Annotated in this window: 13 protein-coding genes; 5 read left to right on the plus strand and 8 right to left on the minus strand. The window is 64.9% G+C overall.

The genetic code is table 11. From position 1 onward, the window contains the following. Positions 1 to 160 precede the first annotated feature (160 nt). Positions 161 to 2,434 (plus strand): glycoside hydrolase family 3 protein, encoded by a 2,274-nt coding sequence (locus tag KHY18_RS20045; protein ID WP_213303983.1) that lies wholly within the window; start codon positions 161 to 163, stop codon positions 2,432 to 2,434. Between the two features lie 161 nt (positions 2,435 to 2,595). Next, positions 2,596 to 3,060 (plus strand): GNAT family N-acetyltransferase, encoded by a 465-nt coding sequence (locus KHY18_RS20050; protein ID WP_213303986.1) that lies wholly within the window; start codon positions 2,596 to 2,598, stop codon positions 3,058 to 3,060. 188 nt (positions 3,061 to 3,248) lie between these two features. On the opposite strand, the gene KHY18_RS20055 is transcribed toward KHY18_RS20050, so the two are convergent. Then, complete coding sequence (locus KHY18_RS20055) at positions 3,249 to 4,133, minus strand: LysR family transcriptional regulator (protein ID WP_213303989.1); 885 nt, start codon at positions 4,131 to 4,133, stop codon at positions 3,249 to 3,251. A 122-nt stretch (positions 4,134 to 4,255) separates the two neighbouring features. Between KHY18_RS20055 and KHY18_RS20060 the strand changes: the two genes are divergently transcribed. Both KHY18_RS20060 and KHY18_RS20065 read left to right on the plus strand, forming a co-directional pair. Beyond that, complete coding sequence (locus KHY18_RS20060) at positions 4,256 to 5,236, plus strand: Bug family tripartite tricarboxylate transporter substrate binding protein (protein WP_249729257.1); 981 nt, start codon at positions 4,256 to 4,258, stop codon at positions 5,234 to 5,236. A gap of 29 nt (positions 5,237 to 5,265) precedes the next feature. Further along, the gene (locus KHY18_RS20065; RefSeq protein WP_213303995.1) at positions 5,266 to 6,891 is read left to right on the plus strand and encodes a gamma-glutamyltransferase family protein; all 1,626 of its coding nucleotides are present in this window, start codon (positions 5,266 to 5,268) and stop codon (positions 6,889 to 6,891) included. 37 nt (positions 6,892 to 6,928) lie between these two features. Here KHY18_RS20065 and KHY18_RS27365 read toward each other — a convergent pair whose 3' ends face one another. Then, complete coding sequence (locus tag KHY18_RS27365; protein ID WP_349630319.1) at positions 6,929 to 10,144, minus strand: hybrid sensor histidine kinase/response regulator; 3,216 nt, start codon at positions 10,142 to 10,144, stop codon at positions 6,929 to 6,931. Between the two features lie 434 nt (positions 10,145 to 10,578). On the opposite strand from KHY18_RS27365, the gene KHY18_RS20075 reads away from it, so the two are divergent. Beyond that, entirely contained in the window at positions 10,579 to 12,834 is a 2,256-nt protein-coding gene (locus tag KHY18_RS20075; RefSeq protein ID WP_213303999.1) for a putative bifunctional diguanylate cyclase/phosphodiesterase, read from the plus strand. A 155-nt stretch (positions 12,835 to 12,989) separates the two neighbouring features. Here the strand turns inward: KHY18_RS20075 and KHY18_RS20080 are convergent, their stop codons facing one another. The 6 genes from KHY18_RS20080 to KHY18_RS20105 form a co-directional block, all read right to left on the minus strand. After that, positions 12,990 to 13,778, minus strand: coding sequence for an aspartate/glutamate racemase family protein (locus KHY18_RS20080; protein ID WP_213304003.1), 789 nt, complete (start codon positions 13,776 to 13,778; stop codon positions 12,990 to 12,992). 19 nt (positions 13,779 to 13,797) lie between these two features. After that, positions 13,798 to 14,556 (minus strand): GntR family transcriptional regulator, encoded by a 759-nt coding sequence (locus KHY18_RS20085; RefSeq protein WP_213304006.1) that lies wholly within the window; start codon positions 14,554 to 14,556, stop codon positions 13,798 to 13,800. Positions 14,557 to 14,569: 13 nt separating this feature from the next. After that, positions 14,570 to 15,457, minus strand: a complete 888-nt coding sequence (locus KHY18_RS20090) for an ABC transporter permease (protein ID WP_213304009.1) — start codon at positions 15,455 to 15,457, stop codon at positions 14,570 to 14,572. Position 15,458: 1 nt separating this feature from the next. After that, positions 15,459 to 16,373 (minus strand): ABC transporter permease, encoded by a 915-nt coding sequence (locus tag KHY18_RS20095; RefSeq protein ID WP_213304012.1) that lies wholly within the window; start codon positions 16,371 to 16,373, stop codon positions 15,459 to 15,461. A gap of 90 nt (positions 16,374 to 16,463) precedes the next feature. Next, on the minus strand, positions 16,464 to 17,756 hold the full coding sequence (locus KHY18_RS20100; RefSeq protein ID WP_213304015.1) for an ABC transporter substrate-binding protein: 1,293 nt from the start codon (positions 17,754 to 17,756) through the stop codon (positions 16,464 to 16,466). A 50-nt stretch (positions 17,757 to 17,806) separates the two neighbouring features. Next, positions 17,807 to 18,895, minus strand: a complete 1,089-nt coding sequence (locus tag KHY18_RS20105; protein WP_213304018.1) for an ABC transporter ATP-binding protein — start codon at positions 18,893 to 18,895, stop codon at positions 17,807 to 17,809. Positions 18,896 to 19,263: the final 368 nt, after the last annotated feature.

Consider the following 19,263-nt stretch of genomic DNA (forward strand, 5'->3'; position numbering starts at 1 on the left):
CCGCATCAGCCCTCGCGGCTTTTATTTTGGGTTGCGAGTTAACCGGTTTCCTTTCCGGTGAGCAACAAATTCCCAATTTCTTATAAGTAATTTTTTCATTGAGCAATAAAACATTTTTGGCAAGTTAACCGGTTACCAAAAAATCCAAGGAGACTCTTCAATGCAAAAAACCATTCAACAAGCCCCCGCGCTGCGGCGCGTATCCCTTGCGGCCAAGCTGTGCCTGAGCGGCGTGGCCGGACTGACCTTGCTTGCTGCCTGCGGCGGGGGCGACGGCGATGAAACTTCGACGCAACCGGTGATCGGTGCCCGCGCCAAGGCCGTGCTGACGCTCGAGGGCAAGCAGTTCAAGGACTCGAACGGCAACGGTCGTCTCGATCCCTATGAAGACTGGCGCCTGCCGATCAGCGAGCGCATCGACAACCTGGTGGCGCAGATGACGCTGGAGGAAAAGGCCGGGCTGATGCTGATCAACACCTTGAACGCGGACGCCGGAGGCAAGGTGCCCGCCTTGGCGACTGATATGGTGCAGACGCAGAAGATGAGCCGCTTCATTTTCCGCAGCGTGGTGACCGCCCCGGCCACGGGTGTCCAGGTGACGCCCGAGCAGGCCGCGATCTTCACCAACGCGGTGCAGGAGATGAGCGAAGCCACGCGCCTGGGCATTCCGAGCATCTTCAAGTCCAATGCGCGCAACCACTACGAGAAGGACCCGCGCGTGGGCATCAACGAGGCCGCGGGCGCGTTCACGGAGTTTCCCAAGGAGGCCGGTCTGGCGGCCGCAGCGCTGGGCACGGGCGACATGGCGCCCATCCGCCAGTTCGCCAGCGTGATGGGCGACGAATGGAAGTCCATAGGCCTGCGCGGCATGTACGGCTACATGGCCGATCTGTCGACCGAGCCGCGCTGGTACCGCGTGCACGAGACCTTCACGGAAGACGCGGACCTGAACGCCAACATCATGCGCAGCCTGGTCCAGACGCTGCAGGGCAGCGAAGTCAAGGACGGCACTTCCGTGACCCCGCGCTCGGCGGTGGCGCTCACGCTCAAGCACTTCCCGGGCGGCGGGCCGCAGGAGATGGGCCTGGATCCGCACTACGCGCATGGCAAGAACCAGGTCTATCCGGGCGGCAACTTCGGCTACCACCTCAAGCCGTTCATCGCCGCGCTCGATGCGGGCGTCTCGTCCGTGATGCCTTACTACGGCGTGCCTATCAACGTGACGTACGAAGGCGTCACCTACGAGCAGACCGGCATGGCGTTCTCCAAGCAGATCGTGACCGACCTGCTGCGCGGCAAGCTGGGCTTCAAGGGCTATGTGAATTCCGACACCGGCATCATCAACGACCGTGCCTGGGGCCTGGAGATGAAGTCCGTTCCCGAGCGCGTCGCCGCGGCGATCAACAGCGGCACCGAAACCCTGTCGGGCTTCAGCGAGAACAAGACCATCACCGACCTGGTGAAGGCCGGCCTGGTCACCGAAGCCCGCGTGACCGAAGCCGCCAAGCGCCTGCTCAAGGAGCAGTTCCAGCTCGGCCTGTTCGAGAACCCCTATGTCGATGCCAGCCTGGCGCAGGGCACGATAGGCAAGGACGCGCATCGCAGCACCGGCATGGACCTGCAGCGCAAGTCGGTGGTGCTGCTGCAGAACCAGGCCCAGGCGGACGGCAGCAAGACGCTGCCGCTCAAGTCCGAAGCCAAGGTCTATACGATGGGCCTGGCCAAGACGGACACGGAAAAATACGGCTTCAAGGTCACCGACGGCGAAGCGCTGGTCGGCGGCGTGCGACCCAGTGCGGCCGGCCATGACTACGCGGTGATCCGGGTCGAAGTCTCCAACAACAAGCTGGTGCCCGGCACCACCACGCGTGCGGCCAGCACCTACCGCAGCAACGATCCCGCGACCGGCGGCCGCATCAACCCCGCGACCGGGCGCAGTTGGGGCTTCGACGACCGCTGCGTGAACAGCGCGGCCTACTCGGCGGCAGACGCGACCAAGCCTTGCCTGGACGACGGCCTTGGCTTCGGCGGCTCGCTGCCCTGGGAAAACGGCATGTTGTCGTTCACCGAGATGGCCAAGGCGCAGTCCTGGCTGGTGTCGCCTTCGCTGGAGCAGATCCAGGCCGTGATGAACGAGGTGGGCGCCAAGAAGACCGTGCTGGCCATCTACTTCCGCCAGCCCTATGTGCTTGACGACGCCAGCGGCCTGAAGAACGCCGGCGCCATCGTGGCGGGCTTCGGCGTCAGCAACACCGCGCTGCTGGATGTGCTGGGCGGCAAGGTGCTGGGCAGCGCCGCGACCGTCAAGCCCCAGGGCAAGATGCCGTTCGCGCTGGCCAACAACGTGCAGGCCATTGTCGACAACCAGCCCGATGCGCCCGGCTATCCGCAGAAGGACACGCTGTTCCCCTACGGCTTCGGCTTGACGTACTGAGAACGCCCGGGCCCGCTGATCAATGCGCTGGACATCCAGCGCGACCCAAACCGGGCCGGGCACGCTGGGCTGGCGCCGTTGCCGGCCAGCCGGGCGCTGGCCGCGCTGCTTTTGCGACCCTATGATGCGCGCTGGCAGTCAAGGAATAGGGAAAGTAGCAGATGGAGCTGAGTTTCAAGTGGCGTCGCCTGGAGTCGTTCACGGCGCTGGAAATATACGAAGTGATTCAGGCGCGCGAAGCGGTGTTTGTCGTGGAGCAGCGCTGCGCCTACCACGAGGCCGATGGCGCCGACCCGCACTGCTGGCATCTGTGCATGCACCTGGATGGCGAGTTCGCCGCCTATGCGCGGGTCGTCGAGCCCGGCATCAGCTATGACGAGCCTTCCATCGGGCGGGTCATGACATTGGAAAAGTACCGGCATCTGAAGCTCGGGCGCGCGTTGGTTGCCGAGGCGATTGCGTTCACCGAGGCGCGCTTTCCGGGCCGCGGCATCCGCATTGGCGCGCAGGCACACCTGCAGCATTTCTATGGCTCGCTGGGCTTCGAGCCGGTGGGCGACGTCTACGACGACGCAGGCATACCGCATATCGAGATGCTGAAAGCTCCGGTCGCGCGGCCGGCTTGACCTGCGCCCTGCGCCGCATGGGCCGCCATGATCCCCGCCCATGCACAGGCTGCGCAATTCCCGCTCACTCGCCTGCCTGGTTCTCGCATGGTTCAGGCTGACCCTGGGTGGGGCGGTAGCGTCGCCTTATCGTGCAGCCGCGGACGCACGGCAATGCAACGACGCCTCAAGGCTTGTGTTGGCCGCTCTCAAGCCCCCGTACCTCGCGCCGCCAGAAACTGCTGGCCCACGGCAGTGACTACTTCGGCGCGTGCCGCCGTGCTCAGCTGCACCAGCGCGATCTGGCGGCTTTCGGCGGCCTGGGGGATGGGAACGACCCGCAGCTGCGGGTGGTTTTCCCAGTCATGCCGGGCCAGAAGCGGCAGCATGGCCACGCCCATGCCATCGGTCACCAGTTCCACAATGGTCTCTATCGAATTCAGCTCCATGAACTCCTGGGGCTTGGCGCGCATGCGGCGCAGCGTGCGCTCTACCAGTTCGCCCGTGTGTTCGGTGCGGTCAAAACGGATGAACGGATAGCGCTGGACCATGGTGGCCGGCTCGGCCACTCGGGAGGAGCGCGAGGTCAGCAGCACCATGGGCTCGGAATACAAAGGCGTCCATACCAGGGACGGGCGCTTCAGGGCCGGGTCGTGCACCACCACGGCCGCATCGAGTTCGTGGTTTTCCACCTGGGCGATCAGCCGGTTCGACTTGCCCGACACGACATGCAGGTCGACCGCGGGGTGATGGCGCTTGAGCTCCAGCGTGGCGCGCACCAGGCGGCTGAGCGCCGAGACGACGGAGCCGAACTGCACGGTGCCGGCCAACGGCGCATCGGCCTGGGTGCCGTGCTTGGCCTGCTCGTACAGCGCGACCAGTTGGGTGGCCATGGGCACCAGGGCGCGCCCCTGCTCGTTGAGCGCCACCTGCTTGCCCTGGCGGGTGAAGAGCTTGCGCTTGAGGTCGGCCTCCAGGGTGCGCATCTGCAGGCCCACGGCCACCTGGGTCAGGCCCACGCGATGCCCGGCCGCGGTGAACGAGCCTTCGGTGGATACGGCCAGAAAAGTGCGAAGAATCCGCAGGCTTGGCATAAATGGTTTTCTTTCAAGAGACGGAAGAAAGTCCAGCTTTCACAAAATGCTTTCTATCATCAAAATCATTGTCTTCAGCCCTGCAAGCTGCCCTCATTCTGGAGTTTTCTATGCGTGCACCCATGTCCCGTCGGCTTTTCACCTGCGCCACCTTGCTGGCCTGCGGCGCCACCAGCCTGGCCACGCCGGCCCTCGCCGCCGATGTCTGGCCTTCTCAGCCCCTGAAGATGATGGTGGGCTTTGCCGCCGGCGGCGGCAACGACATCGTGGCGCGCATTCTGGCCAAGGAGCTGCAGCAGAGCCTGGGCCAGACCGTGGTCGTCGAGAACAAGGGCGGCGCGGGCGGCCTGCTGGCCAATGACATCGTGGCCAAGTCGCCCAAGAACGGCTACACCTTGCTGCTGGGCTCCATCGGCAGCAACACCATCGCGCCGGTGCTGGCCAAGAAGCTGTCGTACGACGCGCGCAAGGACCTGGAGCCGATCAGCCTGGTGGCCGAATCGGGCAACGCGCTGCTGGTGAACGCCAAGCTGCCCTACAAGTCGGTCAAGGAAATGATCGAAATGGCGCGCAAGGAACCGGGCACCATCAACTACGCCTCTTCGGGCAGCGGCTCGACGCTGCATCTGGCCGGCGCGCTGTTCGCACAGCAGGCCGACGTGAACCTGGTGCATGTGCCTTACCGCGGCAATGGCCCGGCGATTGCCGATGTCTCGGCCGGCCAGGTCCAGGCCATCTTCTCGGGCATTCCGCCCGCGATCAGCTCGGCCAAGACCGGCCAGACCCGCATTCTGGCGGTCACCACCAAGGAGCGCGTGAAGTCCCTGCCCAATGTGCCCACGGTGGCTGAAGCCGGCCTGCCGGGCTATGCCTTCACCTCCTGGTATGGTCTGTTCACCACGGGCGGCACGGACCCGGCCATCGTCGAGAAGCTCGCCCAGGAAGTGCGCAAGATCATTGCCCGCCCCGATGTGCGCGCGCAGCTCGAAGCCCAGGGCTTGACCCCCGTCACCAGCGAGCCCAAGGCATTCAAGGAACAAATCGACCGCGAGCTCACGCGCTGGACGCGTGACGTCAAGGTGCTTGGCATCTCCGCCGACTGAACCGCCCAGCGACCGTGTCAGGATCACCCATGAACCAAGCCCCTTTTTCTCCCGGCAACCCGTACAGCTCGGTGCGCGTTCCCGTTTTCGCACGCAATGGCGTGTCGACCTCCCATCCCCTGGGCGCGCAAGCCGGCTTGCGCATGCTGTGGGCCGGCGGCAATGCCGTCGATGCGGCCATCGCGGCAGCGGCCGTGATGACCATCGTCGAGCCTGTCAGCAACGGCCTGGGCTCGGACGCGTTCTGCATTCTGTGGGACGGCGCGCAGCTGCACGGCCTCAATGCCTCGGGCCGCGCGCCCCAGGGCTGGACGCCGGAATATTTTGAAAAGCGCTACGGCAAGCAGGCCAAGCCCCCGCGCCGCGGCGTGGACTCGATCACCGTGCCCGGCGCCGTCAGCGCCTGGGTCGCGTTGCATGAGCGCTTCGGCAAGCTGCCGTTCGCCAGCCTGATGGAGCCCGCCGCGGAAATCGCCGAGCGCGGTTATCTGGTGCCGCCCGTGGTGCAGCAAAAGTGGGCCGCGGGTGCGCCCGAGCTGCAGGCGCAGCCGGGATTCGCCCAGAGCTTTCTGCCTTCGGGCCGGGCACCTGCCGTGGGCGAGCTGTTTCGCTTTCCCGCAGCGGCGCGCGCGCTGCGCGCCATCGGCGCCACCCAGGGCAAGGCCTTCTATGAGGGCGAAATCGCCGAAGCGATCACGTCGTTTGTGCAGCAGCATGGCGGGTGCCTCAGCATGGCCGACATGGCCGCGAACCAGGCCGAATGGGTCACGCCCGTGGCCAAGGACTACCGTGGCTATACCCTGCACGAGATTCCGCCCGGCGGCCAGGGCATTGCGGCGCAGATCGCGCTGGGCATCCTGTCGAATTTCGACCTGGCCAGCCTGCCGCTCGATGGCGTGGCGTCCCAGCATCTGCAGATCGAGGCCATGAAGCTGGCGTTCGCCGATGTCGACCGCTATGTGGCCGATGCCGGCATGGAAGTGACCCCCGAACAAATGCTCGACGACGCCTATCTGGCGTCGCGCGCCAAGCTGATCGACCCCCAGCGCGCCCAGGACTTCAAGGCCGGCAACCCGGTGCAGGGCGGCACCATCTACCTGACGGCGGTCGATGAGAGCGGCATGATGGTCAGCTTCATCCAGAGCAACTTCGCGGGCTTTGGCTCGGGCGTGGTCGAACCCAGCTTCGGCATCAGCCTGCAAAACCGCGGCTTCGGCTTCAGCGCCGACCCTGACGGCCCCAACCGCGCCAACCTGGTCGGCCCGGGCAAGCGGCCGTTCCACACCATCATCCCGGCCTTCCTGACCCAGGACGGCCAGCCGGTGATGAGCTTTGGCGTCATGGGCGGCAACATGCAGCCCCAAGGCCATATGCAGACGCTGGTGCGCATGATCGACTACGGCCAGTCGCCCCAGGCCGCGTGCGACGCGCCGCGCTGGCGCTACAACGCGGGCCTGGCGCTCAATGTCGAAGCCGGCATGAATCCCGCGACCGTCGCGGGCCTGCAGGCCCTGGGCCACCAGCTGGAAGTCATCGATGATCCCTACCAGGACTTCGGCGCCGGCCAGTTCATCTGGCGCATGGGCGACCCTGCGGTCGAGGGCTACCAGTTCGCCAGCGATCCACGCCGCGACGGCCTGGCCGCGGGCTTCTAGCGCGGCTGCCCCCCGGCTGCATGCCGGGGGCTTGCCCTTACCGGGTGTTTTTCATGGCCTGGCGCAGCTGAACGGCGAGTGCGCATTCGGCCAGCAGCTGCGCCGTCGTATACGGCTTGACCACATACCGCGTCGCGCTGGGCAGTCTCAGATGGTGCGCTGGCGAGGCCCCGCTGGCGAACACGATGCCCAGATGCGGATGCAGCGCCAGGGCCTTGTGCGCCAGCTCGGCGCCGTCCATGTCAGGCAGGCCGATGTCGAGCACCAGGGCATCGAAATTCGCCTGCGTTTCCAGCAGCGCGAGCGCTTCCCTGGCATTGGCCGCTTCGCTGACCTCATGCCCTGACATGCGCAACTGCTCGGCCGTGGAGGTGCGAATCAGGTCATCGTTTTCGACCACCATCAGCTTGAGGCTGGCCGCGGATTCCACTTTCGCGCTCTCCACCATATCTGTGATGCACTGGCGCCGTTGTGCCTCCTCGCCAATGACGTGGCGGATGCGGCGCGCCAGAGCTTCCCGGGTGTAGGGCTTGGACAGCAGTTCCACGCCATCATCGAGCCGGCCGCCATGCACGATGGAGTTCTCGGTATAGCCCGAAGTGAACAGCACGGCCAGCGAGGGCAGGCGCTGCTTGGCCTTGCGCGCCAGCTCACGGCTGCGCAATTTGCCCGGCATCATCACATCGGTGAACAGCACATCGATATGCACGCCGCTGTCGACGACCGGCAGCGCACTGTCCGCATCCTTGGCACGCAGCACGCGGTAGCCAAGACCGACCAGAGTGGCGACGGCCGTCTCGCGCACATCCTCATCGTCTTCGACGACCAGCACCGTCTCGGTTCCTCCCTGCACCGGTCCGCTGGACCAGTTGATCGGCGCAGGGTCCTCATCCTGATTGGAGCGCGGTAGGTACAGCTTGACCGTCGTGCCTTCGCCCAATTCGCTGTAGACCGCGGCGTGGCCGCCAGACTGCTTCACAAAGCCATAGACCATGGAAAGTCCCAGCCCCGTGCCTTTGCCCTCGGGCTTGGTGCTGAAAAACGGCTCGAACGCGCGCTCCAGCACTTCAGTGGACATTCCAGAACCGGTATCGGTCACTGCAATGACGACATATTGACCGGGCTTCAAATCTTCGTGCTTCTCGCAATACTGGAAGTCGAGCAGCGCATTGCCGGCTTCAATCGTCAGCTTGCCTCGGCCGTCCATCGCGTCGCGCGCGTTGATGGCCAGATTGAGCACGGCGTTCTCCACCTGGCTGGGATCGGCAATGGTGTTCCACAGCCCGCCCGAGATCACGGTTTCGAGCTCTATGCTTTCGCCCAGCGCACGGCACAGCATGTCTTCCAGACCACGGATGAACTTGCCGACACTGACCACCTTGGGTTCGAGCGGTTGACGGCGGCCAAATGACAGCAGTTGCGAAGCCAGCTTGGCGCCACGCGTGACACCTCCCATCGCGCCGTCGATGCGCTTCACGGCGTCAGGATTGGCTTTCAGCATCAGCCCGAGAATCTGCAGATTGGCACTGATGACTTGCAACGAGTTGTTGAAATCATGCGCGACCCCGCCGGTGAGCGCGCCCAGCGCCTCCATCTTCTGCGCCCGCTGCAGCGCACGTTCCGCCAACGAGCGTTCTTCGGCCTCGCGGCGCAGATGCTCGAGCGCCTGCTCCAGCTCTGCCGTTCTTTCCTTCACATGGCCCTCGAGCGTGGCATTGATATGGCGCAGCGCATCTTCGGCATTCTTTTGATGCGTCACATCGTAGCCATCGACAAAAATGCCTTCGACCTTGCCGTCGATGAAGATCGGCTGATAAATCAGATGCAGGAATCTTTCTTCCTGCTTGTCGCCTCGGTTCAGGCGCACCGACATCGCCTCGCCCTTGAAGGTCTCGCCCGTCTTGTAGACGTTGTCCAGGATCTCGAAATATCCCTGTCCCGTGACATCCGGAAGCACTTCGCGCACGGTGCGCCCCACGATGTCGCGCGGGCCGACGAGGCTTTGATAGGCGTCGTTTGCCATCTCGAAGACATGCTCGGGTCCGGACAGCAGGGCCATGAAGCTCGGCGCCTGCTTGAACATCGCCTGAAACCGGTCGCGCTGCGCGGTGCGCAGCAGCACTTCCTTCGACAGGCTCTCATTGACCTTGGCCAGATTGTCGGCGGCTTGCTGCCGCAAGGCCAAGGCATCGTTCAAGGCTTCGGTGCGCAGCTTGGCGGTCTCGAACCCTTCTATCGTGGTCCAGCGTGCGGCGATCTGCCCGACGAACAATTTCAGGAAACTTTGGTAGTCGTCGTCAAAAAGCCGGTAGGGGTTCAGACCCACGACGAATGCGCCCACGGGGTGTTCATTGCCCGCGGCATTCATGCAGATGACCGCTGCTTGTCTGGGAGCGATATCCCCGGCACCTTTGGGCAGGTTCTCGTCGGGCCCGATGTCGACGATGAACGGTTCCTGGGATTTGCAGGCACAAGCCAGCTGCCAGCGCTCGATATCGACGGTGCCGCCAAGATCTTCATGGACGGGCAGCGCTTTTCCATCGGTATCGAATCGATACAAGGCACTGAACAGAATGCTGTTGTGGGCCTTCCTGGCCTCATTCGCCACGGCTTGGAACAGCCGCTCGAATGTGTCCGTGGTGGCAATGGCGCTGGCCAGAGACTCCAAGGATTCCAGCCGGTCCACGCTGATCACACGTTCGGTCTCTTCACTGACGGCGCAGAAGATCCCTTCCACCTTGTCAGTGTCTCCGACCAGCGGACTGTACGAAAAGGTGTGATACGTCTCCTCCGCATAGCCATGGCGGTGCAGGATGAGCTTCAGCGCACGGTCCCAGGTCGCTTCACCATGCTCATAGACGCGGCGCAGACGCGGCTCGACATCTGGCCAGATCTCCGGGTACAGATCACGGGTCGCCATCCCCAGCGCGTACTCGTGCTTGTTGCCCAGCGTGGGCCGGTAGGCGTCGTTGTAGAGAAAGGCGATGTCGGGCCCCCAGCCCACCCACATCTCGAACTTCGAGGTCAGCAGGATGCGCACCGCCAGCTTGAGCGCCTGGGGCCATTGCAGCGGGTCGCCCAGGCTGGTGGATGTCCAGTCGTGGGCCCGCATATGCCTGGCCATATCGCTGTCACCGACAAAGATACGCGCGAGTTCATCCTGGTTGTGCACAGTCATGCTTTCAGTGCTCATGCACAAATTTTTAAAGGACTTGCAGGCTTGGCTTTCTAGAGCGAATGCCCATCGCCGCAAGCCTCAGATAGTCGAATTGTTCGGGGCTCGGGGCCTGAAGAACGGTGCTCTTCAGGCGCGTAAGACAGCGGCGTAGTTTAGCCAAAATAGGATGACCGGGCCTGTCGATTCCCGTCTGCTGCGTGCTTGCGACACACCCACTGCAGGAATCGAATCCAGACATGGCTGCGGGGCAGCGACCCGCGTGGCGCCAGCGCCACGGCCTGCAGTGGCGGCGGCAAGGTCCAGGTGGCAACGGCCAGCACGCTGCGTCTATGATCGACTCTCGACCGAGAGCGACAACAACTACTGCCTTGGCCGCCACGCGTTTGCCCAAGGCAGAGATTGAGTCATCAGTGCGACTGGCAAGCTGCCAGTCCGATTACTGTTCTGTTGACTCGACTTAAAGCAAAAGCCGCCACGCGCGCGGCGGCGACCCGAGAGGGGAATGTGCAATGCTCGTTACGCATCCAGGTGCCAGTTCGCTTCCGCTGCTGAGTCGACTCAGAACGCCGAGGTCGAGAAAGCTGCCGTCATTTCAACGCGCGCGTTTTATCGGGGCTTGGATCGGCGGCGGCAGCGGCTTGCTGGTGCTGTGCATCTACGCTTTTGGATTTCATTCGCCCTCGCCATGGTTGGCCGGCCTGCCGACCACGCACCCGCATACGGCACTTTGCTTGATCCTGCTCGCGCTGGGCATCTCTCCCGCACCGTGGCGCTGCGCGCAATGGACCATGCTGACGAATGTCGCGTTGACGCTGTTGCTCGGATTCCTCATTGTTCGATTGTCCATTCCCTCCATCAGCCTGCAGTGGTTTGATGCATTTGCGCCGTTCGGGGCAGAGGTCATGGAGCGGGTCGCCAACGAACAGCAAAGCGCCATGCCCGGCAACGTCGCGACGGCACTGCTGATGCTGTCCTTTGGCGAGGTCTTGAAGCGCCAGCGCCGCTGCGCTGCTTCACAGTTTTTCGCATGTTGCACGCTTTCGCTGCTGTTCATCGGCCTGATGTGCCATCTCGGCAGGCTGTCCGGCTTCTGGGGGGCGATCGGTCCGATGACCTTCCTGGCCGTCGGAGCCTTGGCGGTCGCGTTGCTGCTCGGCACCTCGCGCCATGGCTTCATGCGCGCGTTCACCGCGGACTCCGAAGCCGGCCAGGTGGCCAGGACGCTTCTAGGCAGCGCCAGCGTGATGGTCTTGTTGATCGGCTGGGTGGTGTCCAGGAAAATCGACAGCCCCGGGATTCCCCTGCCTGCGGACGGACCTTTGCTGGTCTACCAGATCATGGCCATCATGGCCCTTACCTGGATCGTCATCGCCGTCGGCACCAGCCGTGCCGACCGACTCGACCGTCAGCGCCGCGTGACCGAGCGCTTGCTGTACCGCACCTCGACGAACGATAGCCTCACCGGCCTGCTGACACGCAACAGCATTGCCCAGGCGCGGGCGCTGCGCGCGCCCGAAGGTCTGCCTTCGGCCAATCTGTTGATTGACCTGGACCGTTTTCGCACGGTCAACGAGGCGCTGGGGTCGGTGGAGGGGGACCATGTGCTCAAGGAAGTCGCGCGCCGCCTGCTGAAAGTGACGGACAGGGGGCTGGTGGCGCGCCTTGGCGGCGATGAGTTTGCGATCTTCGTCGACAGTCTCACCCTGTTGGAGGCCGAGCAGCTGAGTCTGACCGTGATGCAGTCTCTCACTCAGCCATTTGACATCAACGGCCGTCAGCTTCGTCTGACCGCGAGTGTCGGCATCGCGCACACCGACAACGCCGGCTTGACCGATCTGCGCCAGGCCAGCGACGCGGCCATGTACGTTGCCAAGAGCCGAGGCGGCAACCAGGCCGTGGTTTTCGCCGCGGCGATGCATGATGCCAGGCGCCTGGAAGCCGAGCTCGAGCAGGACTTGCGCGAAGCGCTGCTGCGCGAGGGCGAGCTGACCATGGCGTACCAGCCTGTGGTGCGGGCCTCGGACCGCAAGGTGCTGGCGTTGGAGGCCTTGGCCCGATGGAACCACCCGCGGCTTGGCATGGTGCCCCCAGACCGTTTCATCGCACTGGCGGAGAAGACCGGCCTCATCTTCCCCCTGGGCCTGAAGCTCATGGAGATCGCGATTGCCCAGGCGGCCGTGTGGGACGCTGCCAGCCCCGGACTGTGCCCGGTGCTCAACATCAATGTCTCGCCCAACCAGTTCGACATCGGCGATGTCGTGGCCGATATCGCAGCGCTGGTGCGGCGCCACGGCCTTGCAGCCAACCGCTTTTGCATCGAAGTAACCGAAAGCGCGTTTGCCACTCCCGCCGCCACGCAGGCACTGGTGGCAGCGCGTGCCCATGGATTTGCCGTGTCCATGGACGACTTCGGGGTGGGCTACTCCGCATTGTCCCAGTTGTCGAAACTGCCGCTCACGTCGGTCAAGCTGGACCGAAGCTTTGTGGTGAATGCGAGTTCGTCCGTCGGCGAGGGACTGGTCTTCCTGGCCATGGCGCAGCTCATCAATGCCCTGGGCCTGGTGGTGGTGGCCGAAGGTGTGGAGGACCAGACGCAATTCGATTTGATCGCGCGTTCGGGCTGCACCGCCGTGCAGGGCTATTTCATCGCCCGGCCGCTGCAGGCTTCGGCGGTGCAAGCCTGGTTGCGCACTGCGGGCGCAGGCAGCCTCGCGGTGAACGGGTTGCTGGCGAATGATCCGGCCCTTGGCGCCTTGCACGCGTAGAGCTTCATGTCGCGCCCACGCGGCCCACTTGGCCTCACATGCCTGATGGTGCCGCGCCTGGAGCCGAGCGCAACCGACGGCGTTCACGAATGGCAAAGTCGCCGGCTCGTGGCGCACTCCATGGCTAGGCCAAGGTGTGCACCGGATTTTTCGATTCAACGCGCAAGCTGATCTGTGCCAGCATGGCCGGTGCCGGGCCCCGTTATTGCACCCATCCCCAACGCCGCCATCGCATCCGACACGCCACCCCACGTGACATCAAACCCGGGCAGCCTGCGCTCGGGCGGCAGGGGATGGGCGCGCAAGGCCCAGGTGGCGCCGGCCACCACGCTGTCGATCACCGGCACCGCCACCTGGGGCTGCACGGCCGCGGCCATTCCGGCGAGCCCGGCGCCGCCCAGGATCACGGCCTGCACGCCCATCTGGCGCACCACGTCGCGGCAGGCCTGGGCCAGCAGCGTGCGCGCGGCGTCGGGGTCGGCCGCAAGTTGCGCGCCCGTGGGGGCCACGGTATGGATACCTGCAAGTCCATGCGCATGGCCCAGCTGCTGCGCCAGGCGCTGCAGCATCGGGCCCCAGCGCTCGCCTCCGGTCACGATCGCAAAACGCCCATGGCGCGCGGCTTCGATGAACGACGCCTCGGCCAGGCCGGTCACGGGCACGGGGCTGCTTTCGCGCAAGGCCATCAGGCCGGGGTCGCCAAAGCAGCCTATCAGCACCGCATCGGGCCGCTGCTGCGGCTGCGCCAGGTCATGCGCCCAGGCATCGAGCGCCGCATGGGCGGCCACGGCGTAGCTGGCTTCGCAGGCGATGTAGGGCGCGCCAAAACGCGCCGTCGCCGTGCGCACCGCGACATGTGAGCCCGCCGCGGCCTGCACATGCTGCTGCAGCAGGGCGCTGACGCGGACCGACGTGTTGGGGTTGATGACGAGCAGTTGGCGCATGGCAGCAGGGTGGGGAAGATCAGGCGCCGCCCAGCAGCTGGGTCAGGTCGAGCGGGTCGGCGGCCGGGGGCGCGAATTCGAGTTGCGCCTCGATGCGCACCAGGTGGTCGAGCATGCGGCGCGCGGCCTCCTTGGCGTCGCGCAGGCGGATGGCGTCGATCAGCGCGCGGTGCTCGCGGCAGCCGCAGGCCGTGGCCTCCTCGCGCGTCTGGGCGTGCGAGGGGCTGTAGGTCATCAGAATCAGCGAAGTGCGCGAGACCAGCTCGCGCAGGATGCGGCCCAGCGTCTGGTGTCCCGCGGCCTGGGCGATGTGCAGGTGAAAGTCGCCCGACAGGCGGATCGCGCGGCGCATGTCGCCGCTGGCGCGCGCCGCTTCTTCGTCTTCTATGCAGGTGCGCAGCGCAGCGATGTCGGCGTCGGTGGCATTGGCGATGAACAGCTGCACCAGGCGCGGCTCCAGCAGGCGACGCGCTTCGAACACTTCGAGCGCCTCCTGCGGCGTGGGCTGGGCGATGGAGGCGCCGCGATTGGGCGTCAGCGTGACCACCTGCTCGTTGGCCAGCCGCACCAGCACCGGCCGCACGCGGGTTCGCGACACGCCGAACGCCGTCGCCAGCTTGTCTTCGACCAGCTTGGTGCCCGGCGGCAGGCGGTGGTCGAGTATGGCCGACACCATGCGGTCGTACATGTCGTTGTCGCTGAGCTGGCCGCTCGCGTCGGGCGCGGTCGGCGCCGGGGTCGCCGCGGCGCGCCGGGGTTTGGGAATTGTGACTGTCATAAGGGAGGCGTTTTTAACCCGGGCGGCCCTTGCCGCGCCGGCCCAGGGCCCATACCAGCGCCAGCGTGATGCCCATGACGGCAAACGACACCACGGTGGTGAGGGTGCCCAGCGCGTAGATGGAGGGGGTGGTCACGGTGCTGGTCAGGCCTTGCAGCTCCAGCGGCAGCGTGTTCACATCGCCAATGGCCTGCGAGGTGCGGGCGATCTCGTCCCAGCTCAGCGTGAAGCCGAACATGCCAATGCCCACGACCGAAGGCGCGATCAGCGGCAGCACCACATGCGCAAAGCCCTGCCAGGGCGTGGCGCCCAAATCGCGTGCGGCCTCTTCGTAGGCCGGGTTGAAGCGGTTGAACACCGCGAACATGATGAGCAGGCCGAACGGCAGGGTCCAGGTCAGGTGCGCGCCCAGCGCCGAGGTGAACAGGCCCAGCGAGGTGCCATAGCCTTCCAGCGCGCTTTCCATTCCCAGCCATTCGAGCGCGGCCTTGATGGCGTTGTCGATCAGGCGGAACTCCAGCCCTATGCCCAGCGACACGATGATGGACGGCATGATGAGGCTGGCGACGACGATGAAGAACAGCGCATTGCCGCCGGCCAGCCGCTTGCGAAACGCCAGGCCGGCGAGCACCGACAGCAGCACGGTGCAAAGCATCACCGCCGCGCCCAGGCCCAGCGAGCGCCACAGCGCCGCGCCTATGTCGACCACGCCCAGGCCTTCGGCCAGCTTGTGAAACCAGTGCAGCGACACGCCGCGCATGGGGAAGGTGAGCCCGCCTTCGGGGCCCTGGAAACTCAGCAGGAAGATGACCAGCATGGGGCCGTACATGAACAGCACGAACAGGCTGAACACGATGGCCAGGGGCCAGAAGCTCGCGGGGCGGGTTTCGCGGATTTTCATCTCACAGCTCCTTGCGGATGTCGACGAGGCGCGTGAGGCCCCAGATGATCATCAGGACCACGGCCAGCAGGATCACGGCATTGGCCGCGGCCAGCGGGAACTGCAGGTACGACGTCTGCACCTGGATGATCTTGCCGATGGAGGCGATCTGCTGGCCGCCCATCACGCCGATGGTGACGAAGTCGCCCATGACGATGGTGATCACGAAGATCGAGCCGATGATGATGCCGGTGCGCGACAGCGGAATGATCACGTTCCACAGCGTCTGCCAGGCGCTCGCCCCGCTGTCGCTGGCCGCCTCGATGAGGCTGCGATCGATGCGCATCATGCTGTTGAAGATGGGCACGATCATGAACATGGTGTAGAGGTGCACGAAGGCCAGCACCACCGAGAAATCGGAGAACAGCAGCCATTCGATGGGCTGGTCTATCAGCCCCGCGCCCATCAGGCTCTGGTTCACCAGGCCGTTGCGCCCCAGCAGCGGCACCCAGGCGATCATGCGGATCACGTTGGAGGTCCAGAACGGGATGGTGCACAGCACGAACAGCAGCGTCTGCATGCCCGAGGAGCGCACATGGAAGGCCAGGAAATAGGCCACGGTGAAGCCTATCACCAGCGTGATCAGCCACACCAGAAAACTGAACTTCAGCGTGGAGTAATAGGTCTTGAGCGTGACGCACAGCCCTTCGGACGCATCGCCGCAGCCCGAGAAGATCGACACGTAGTTCTTGAACGTGAAGCCGGGCAGCAGCTCGTACTCGTTGAAGTCCCAGAAGCTGACCATCACGATCAGTGCCAGCGGGATCAGGAAGAACAGCGCGAACACCAGCGTGAACGGCGCGGCCTGCCACCAGGCGGCGATGCTTCGCCCCGGAATGGCGCTGGCGGGCAGGGAAGGAGTGTGGGTAGAGCTCATGGTGGGGGCAGATCAGCGTTCCGGGGCAATACGCGCTGGCGTGGAAGCGGGCGCCCCGCGCAGGGCCAGCCCTGCGCGGGGGAGCAGCCTTTACGCCGCTACGAATTCATTCCACTTCTGGACCATGTAGTTGTTCTCGTCCATCAGCGCGTTCCAGCAGGCGATGGAGCCCATGCGCGCCTCGTAGCTGCCGCCGTCGCGCACTTCGCCGGCCTTGGCCAGCACATCGCCGTTGGGGCCCTTGATGTCGCGCGCGGCGGGCTTGCCTTCCATCCAGTAGGCCCACTCGTAGGCTTCCATCTTGGACTTGGCGGTTTCCAGCACGGCGCTGTAGTAGCCCTGGCGGTTGAGGTAGGCGCCGGCCCAGCCGTCGAGGAACCAGTTGATGAACTCATAGGCGCCATCGAGCTTGCGGCCGCTGAGCGTCGAGGGCAGGCCGAAGCCCGCGGCCCAGGCACGCGTGCCTTCCTTCAATGGCTGGAAGTTGCAGGCGATGCCCTTGGTGCGCACGGCCGTGACGGCCGGGCTCCACATCGACTGGATCACCACTTCGCCCGACGACATCAGGTTGACCGACTCGTTGAAGTCCTTCCACAGCGCGCGGAACTGGCCCTGGCGCTTGGCTTCGATCAGGGTCTTGATCGTCAGATCGATTTCCTTCTTGGTCATGTTGCCCTTGTCGGGGTACTTGTAGATGCCCATGGCCTCGACGACCATGGCCGCATCCATGATGCCGATCGAAGGAATGTTCAGGAGCGCGGCCCTGCCCTTGAACTCGGGGTTGAGCAGCTCGGCCCAGGAGCTGATGGGGCGCTTGATCAGATCGGGGCGAATGCCCAGCGTGTCGGCGTTGTACACGGTGGGAATCAGGCTCATGAACTGCGTGGGCGTGCTGGAGAACTTCTTGGACTTTTCGCCTTCGAGGTAGATCACCTTCTTGGGCGCCGTGCCCTGGTCGCCCACGGCCTTGCCGCCGACCATGCCGGTGGTGAACAGCGGCGTGATCTTGTCGGCATTCTTGATGCGCTTGGTGTCTATGCCCTTGAGGTTGCCCGTGGGCACGATCTTCTTGAGCGAGAAGTACTCGGTATCGATCAGGTCAAAGCTGTTGGGCGCGGTCACGGCGCGCTTGCTCACGTCGTCGGTGGTCACGGCCACGTACTGGATCTCGATGCCGGTGTCGGCCTTGAACTTCTCGGCGATCATCTTGTCCTGGTTCACCGCCGTGCCCAGGTAGCGCAGCACGATCTTGTCCTGCGCGTGGATCGCCGGGAACACGCCGGCCGCCAGAATGCCTGCCGTGCCCTTGAGCAGCGAGCGGCGCTGCACGCCGGCGGCAGCGGAAAGGGCGGCAGGGGAATCGGCACGGGAAGCATCGGACATGGGAAAACTCCTTGGGTTGCGGATGAAAAAACGGGGGTGACGGAAGCGATTCAGGCGAAGGCCGCGAGCGCCGGGGCGGGCGCGGACAGCGGGTGTGCCTGGTCTGGCGTCCAGTGCAGCTGCACCGGCTGGCCCACCTGCCAGGGCTGGGCGGCAAACTGGGCCTCGGACACCATCACCGAATAGGCCGCCGTGGCATTGGCCGACAGGGCCACGCCGCGCTTTTGCAGGCCCAACAGCACATAGGTGCCCTGGTACTCCACATCGGTCACCACGGCCTGCATGCGCTGGGCGCCCAGGGGAAGCGGGGCATCGGCCAGCGCGATCTGCAGATGGTCGGTGCGCACGCCCACCTTGCCTTCAGATGTATCGATCACGTTGTGCCCGCCCATGAAGCGCGCGACGAATTCGTTGGCCGGGCGGTTGTAGACCTCGTGCGGGCTGCCCACCTGCTCGATCACGCCGTGGTTCATCACCACCATGGTGTCGGCGAGGGCCATGGCTTCTTCCTGGCTGTGGGTCACGTGAATGAAGGTCAGGCCCAGTTCCTTCTGCCAGCGGCGCAGCTCGGCGCGCATCTGTATGCGCAGGAAAGGGTCTAGCGCGGACAGCGGCTCGTCCAGCAGCAGCACGCGCGGCTGCGTGATCAGCGCGCGCGCCAGCGCCACGCGCTGCTGCTGCCCGCCCGAAAGTTCGGCCGGCTTGCGCTCGGCCAGATGGCCCAGCGCCACGCGTTCGAGCAGATCGTGCGCCCGGGCCTGGCGTTCGGCCTTGGCCACGCCTTTCATCTTCAGGCTGAACGCCACGTTGTCCAGCGCCGACAGGTGCGGAAACAGCGCAAAGCTCTGGAACATCATGGCCGTGCCGCGCGCGGCGGCGGGCAGGTCGGTGATGTTGCGGTTCTCCAGCAGGATGTCGCCCCCGGTCACCGACTCATGCCCCGCGATCATGCGCAAGGTCGTGCTCTTGCCGCAGCCCGACGGGCCCAGCAGGCAGCAATAGCTGCCGCTGGCAATGCGCAGGTTGATCGCGTCCACGGCCGGCTTGCCGCTGGCGTAGCGCTTGGTCAGCGCGACGACTTCAATGCCGGCGGCGGCTGTGGACTGGGAAGGGGCGGGTGCAGGGAGGTGGGCTTGCATGCCCAACCTGTATGCAAACGCCATGCCAGCTTTGCACGCAATGTTTGCACTGTTTTGTATACAGAATGCACCGCAGCGGGGACGAAATGCTTCCCGACCCAGGAAAATCCGGGTCCGCCAGGCACAAAGATTGGGCGCCAGTGGGGCGCGGGCGGTTTTTTAGCCGCTAAAAATGGCGTTCACAGCCTTTGTCGATCCTGCAGCATCAGAAGATCCACCGGTCAACGTGCGCGGCCAGCGTCAAAGCCAAAAAAGGACGCAGCTGCCTGGGTCTCGGGCAATACATAGATCACCCCCGGCGTTTTCCCCAGCACAGGGGCAACATTGCGGTCATAGAACTGCTGCGGCACATTCACACAGCCGTAGGA

It is taken from the genome of Acidovorax sp. CCYZU-2555, from assembly GCF_018413525.1.
Taxonomy (GTDB): domain Bacteria; phylum Pseudomonadota; class Gammaproteobacteria; order Burkholderiales; family Burkholderiaceae_C; genus Comamonas.

Coding starts and splice junctions, on each gene's coding strand:
- KHY18_RS20050 (WP_213303986.1), top strand. CDS start 2,596: ATGGAGCTGAGTTTCAAGTGGCGTCGCCTGGAGTCGTTCACGGCGCTG.
- KHY18_RS20060 (WP_249729257.1), top strand. CDS start 4,256: ATGTCCCGTCGGCTTTTCACCTGCGCCACCTTGCTGGCCTGCGGCGCC.
- KHY18_RS20080 (WP_213304003.1), bottom strand. CDS start 13,778: ATGCGCCAACTGCTCGTCATCAACCCCAACACGTCGGTCCGCGTCAGC.
- KHY18_RS20100 (WP_213304015.1), bottom strand. CDS start 17,756: ATGTCCGATGCTTCCCGTGCCGATTCCCCTGCCGCCCTTTCCGCTGCC.
- KHY18_RS20065 (WP_213303995.1), top strand. CDS start 5,266: ATGAACCAAGCCCCTTTTTCTCCCGGCAACCCGTACAGCTCGGTGCGC.
- KHY18_RS20075 (WP_213303999.1), top strand. CDS start 10,579: ATGCTCGTTACGCATCCAGGTGCCAGTTCGCTTCCGCTGCTGAGTCGA.
- KHY18_RS20045 (WP_213303983.1), top strand. CDS start 161: ATGCAAAAAACCATTCAACAAGCCCCCGCGCTGCGGCGCGTATCCCTT.
- KHY18_RS20055 (WP_213303989.1), bottom strand. CDS start 4,133: ATGCCAAGCCTGCGGATTCTTCGCACTTTTCTGGCCGTATCCACCGAA.
- KHY18_RS20095 (WP_213304012.1), bottom strand. CDS start 16,373: ATGAGCTCTACCCACACTCCTTCCCTGCCCGCCAGCGCCATTCCGGGG.
- KHY18_RS20090 (WP_213304009.1), bottom strand. CDS start 15,457: ATGAAAATCCGCGAAACCCGCCCCGCGAGCTTCTGGCCCCTGGCCATC.
- KHY18_RS20105 (WP_213304018.1), bottom strand. CDS start 18,895: ATGCAAGCCCACCTCCCTGCACCCGCCCCTTCCCAGTCCACAGCCGCC.
- KHY18_RS20085 (WP_213304006.1), bottom strand. CDS start 14,556: ATGACAGTCACAATTCCCAAACCCCGGCGCGCCGCGGCGACCCCGGCG.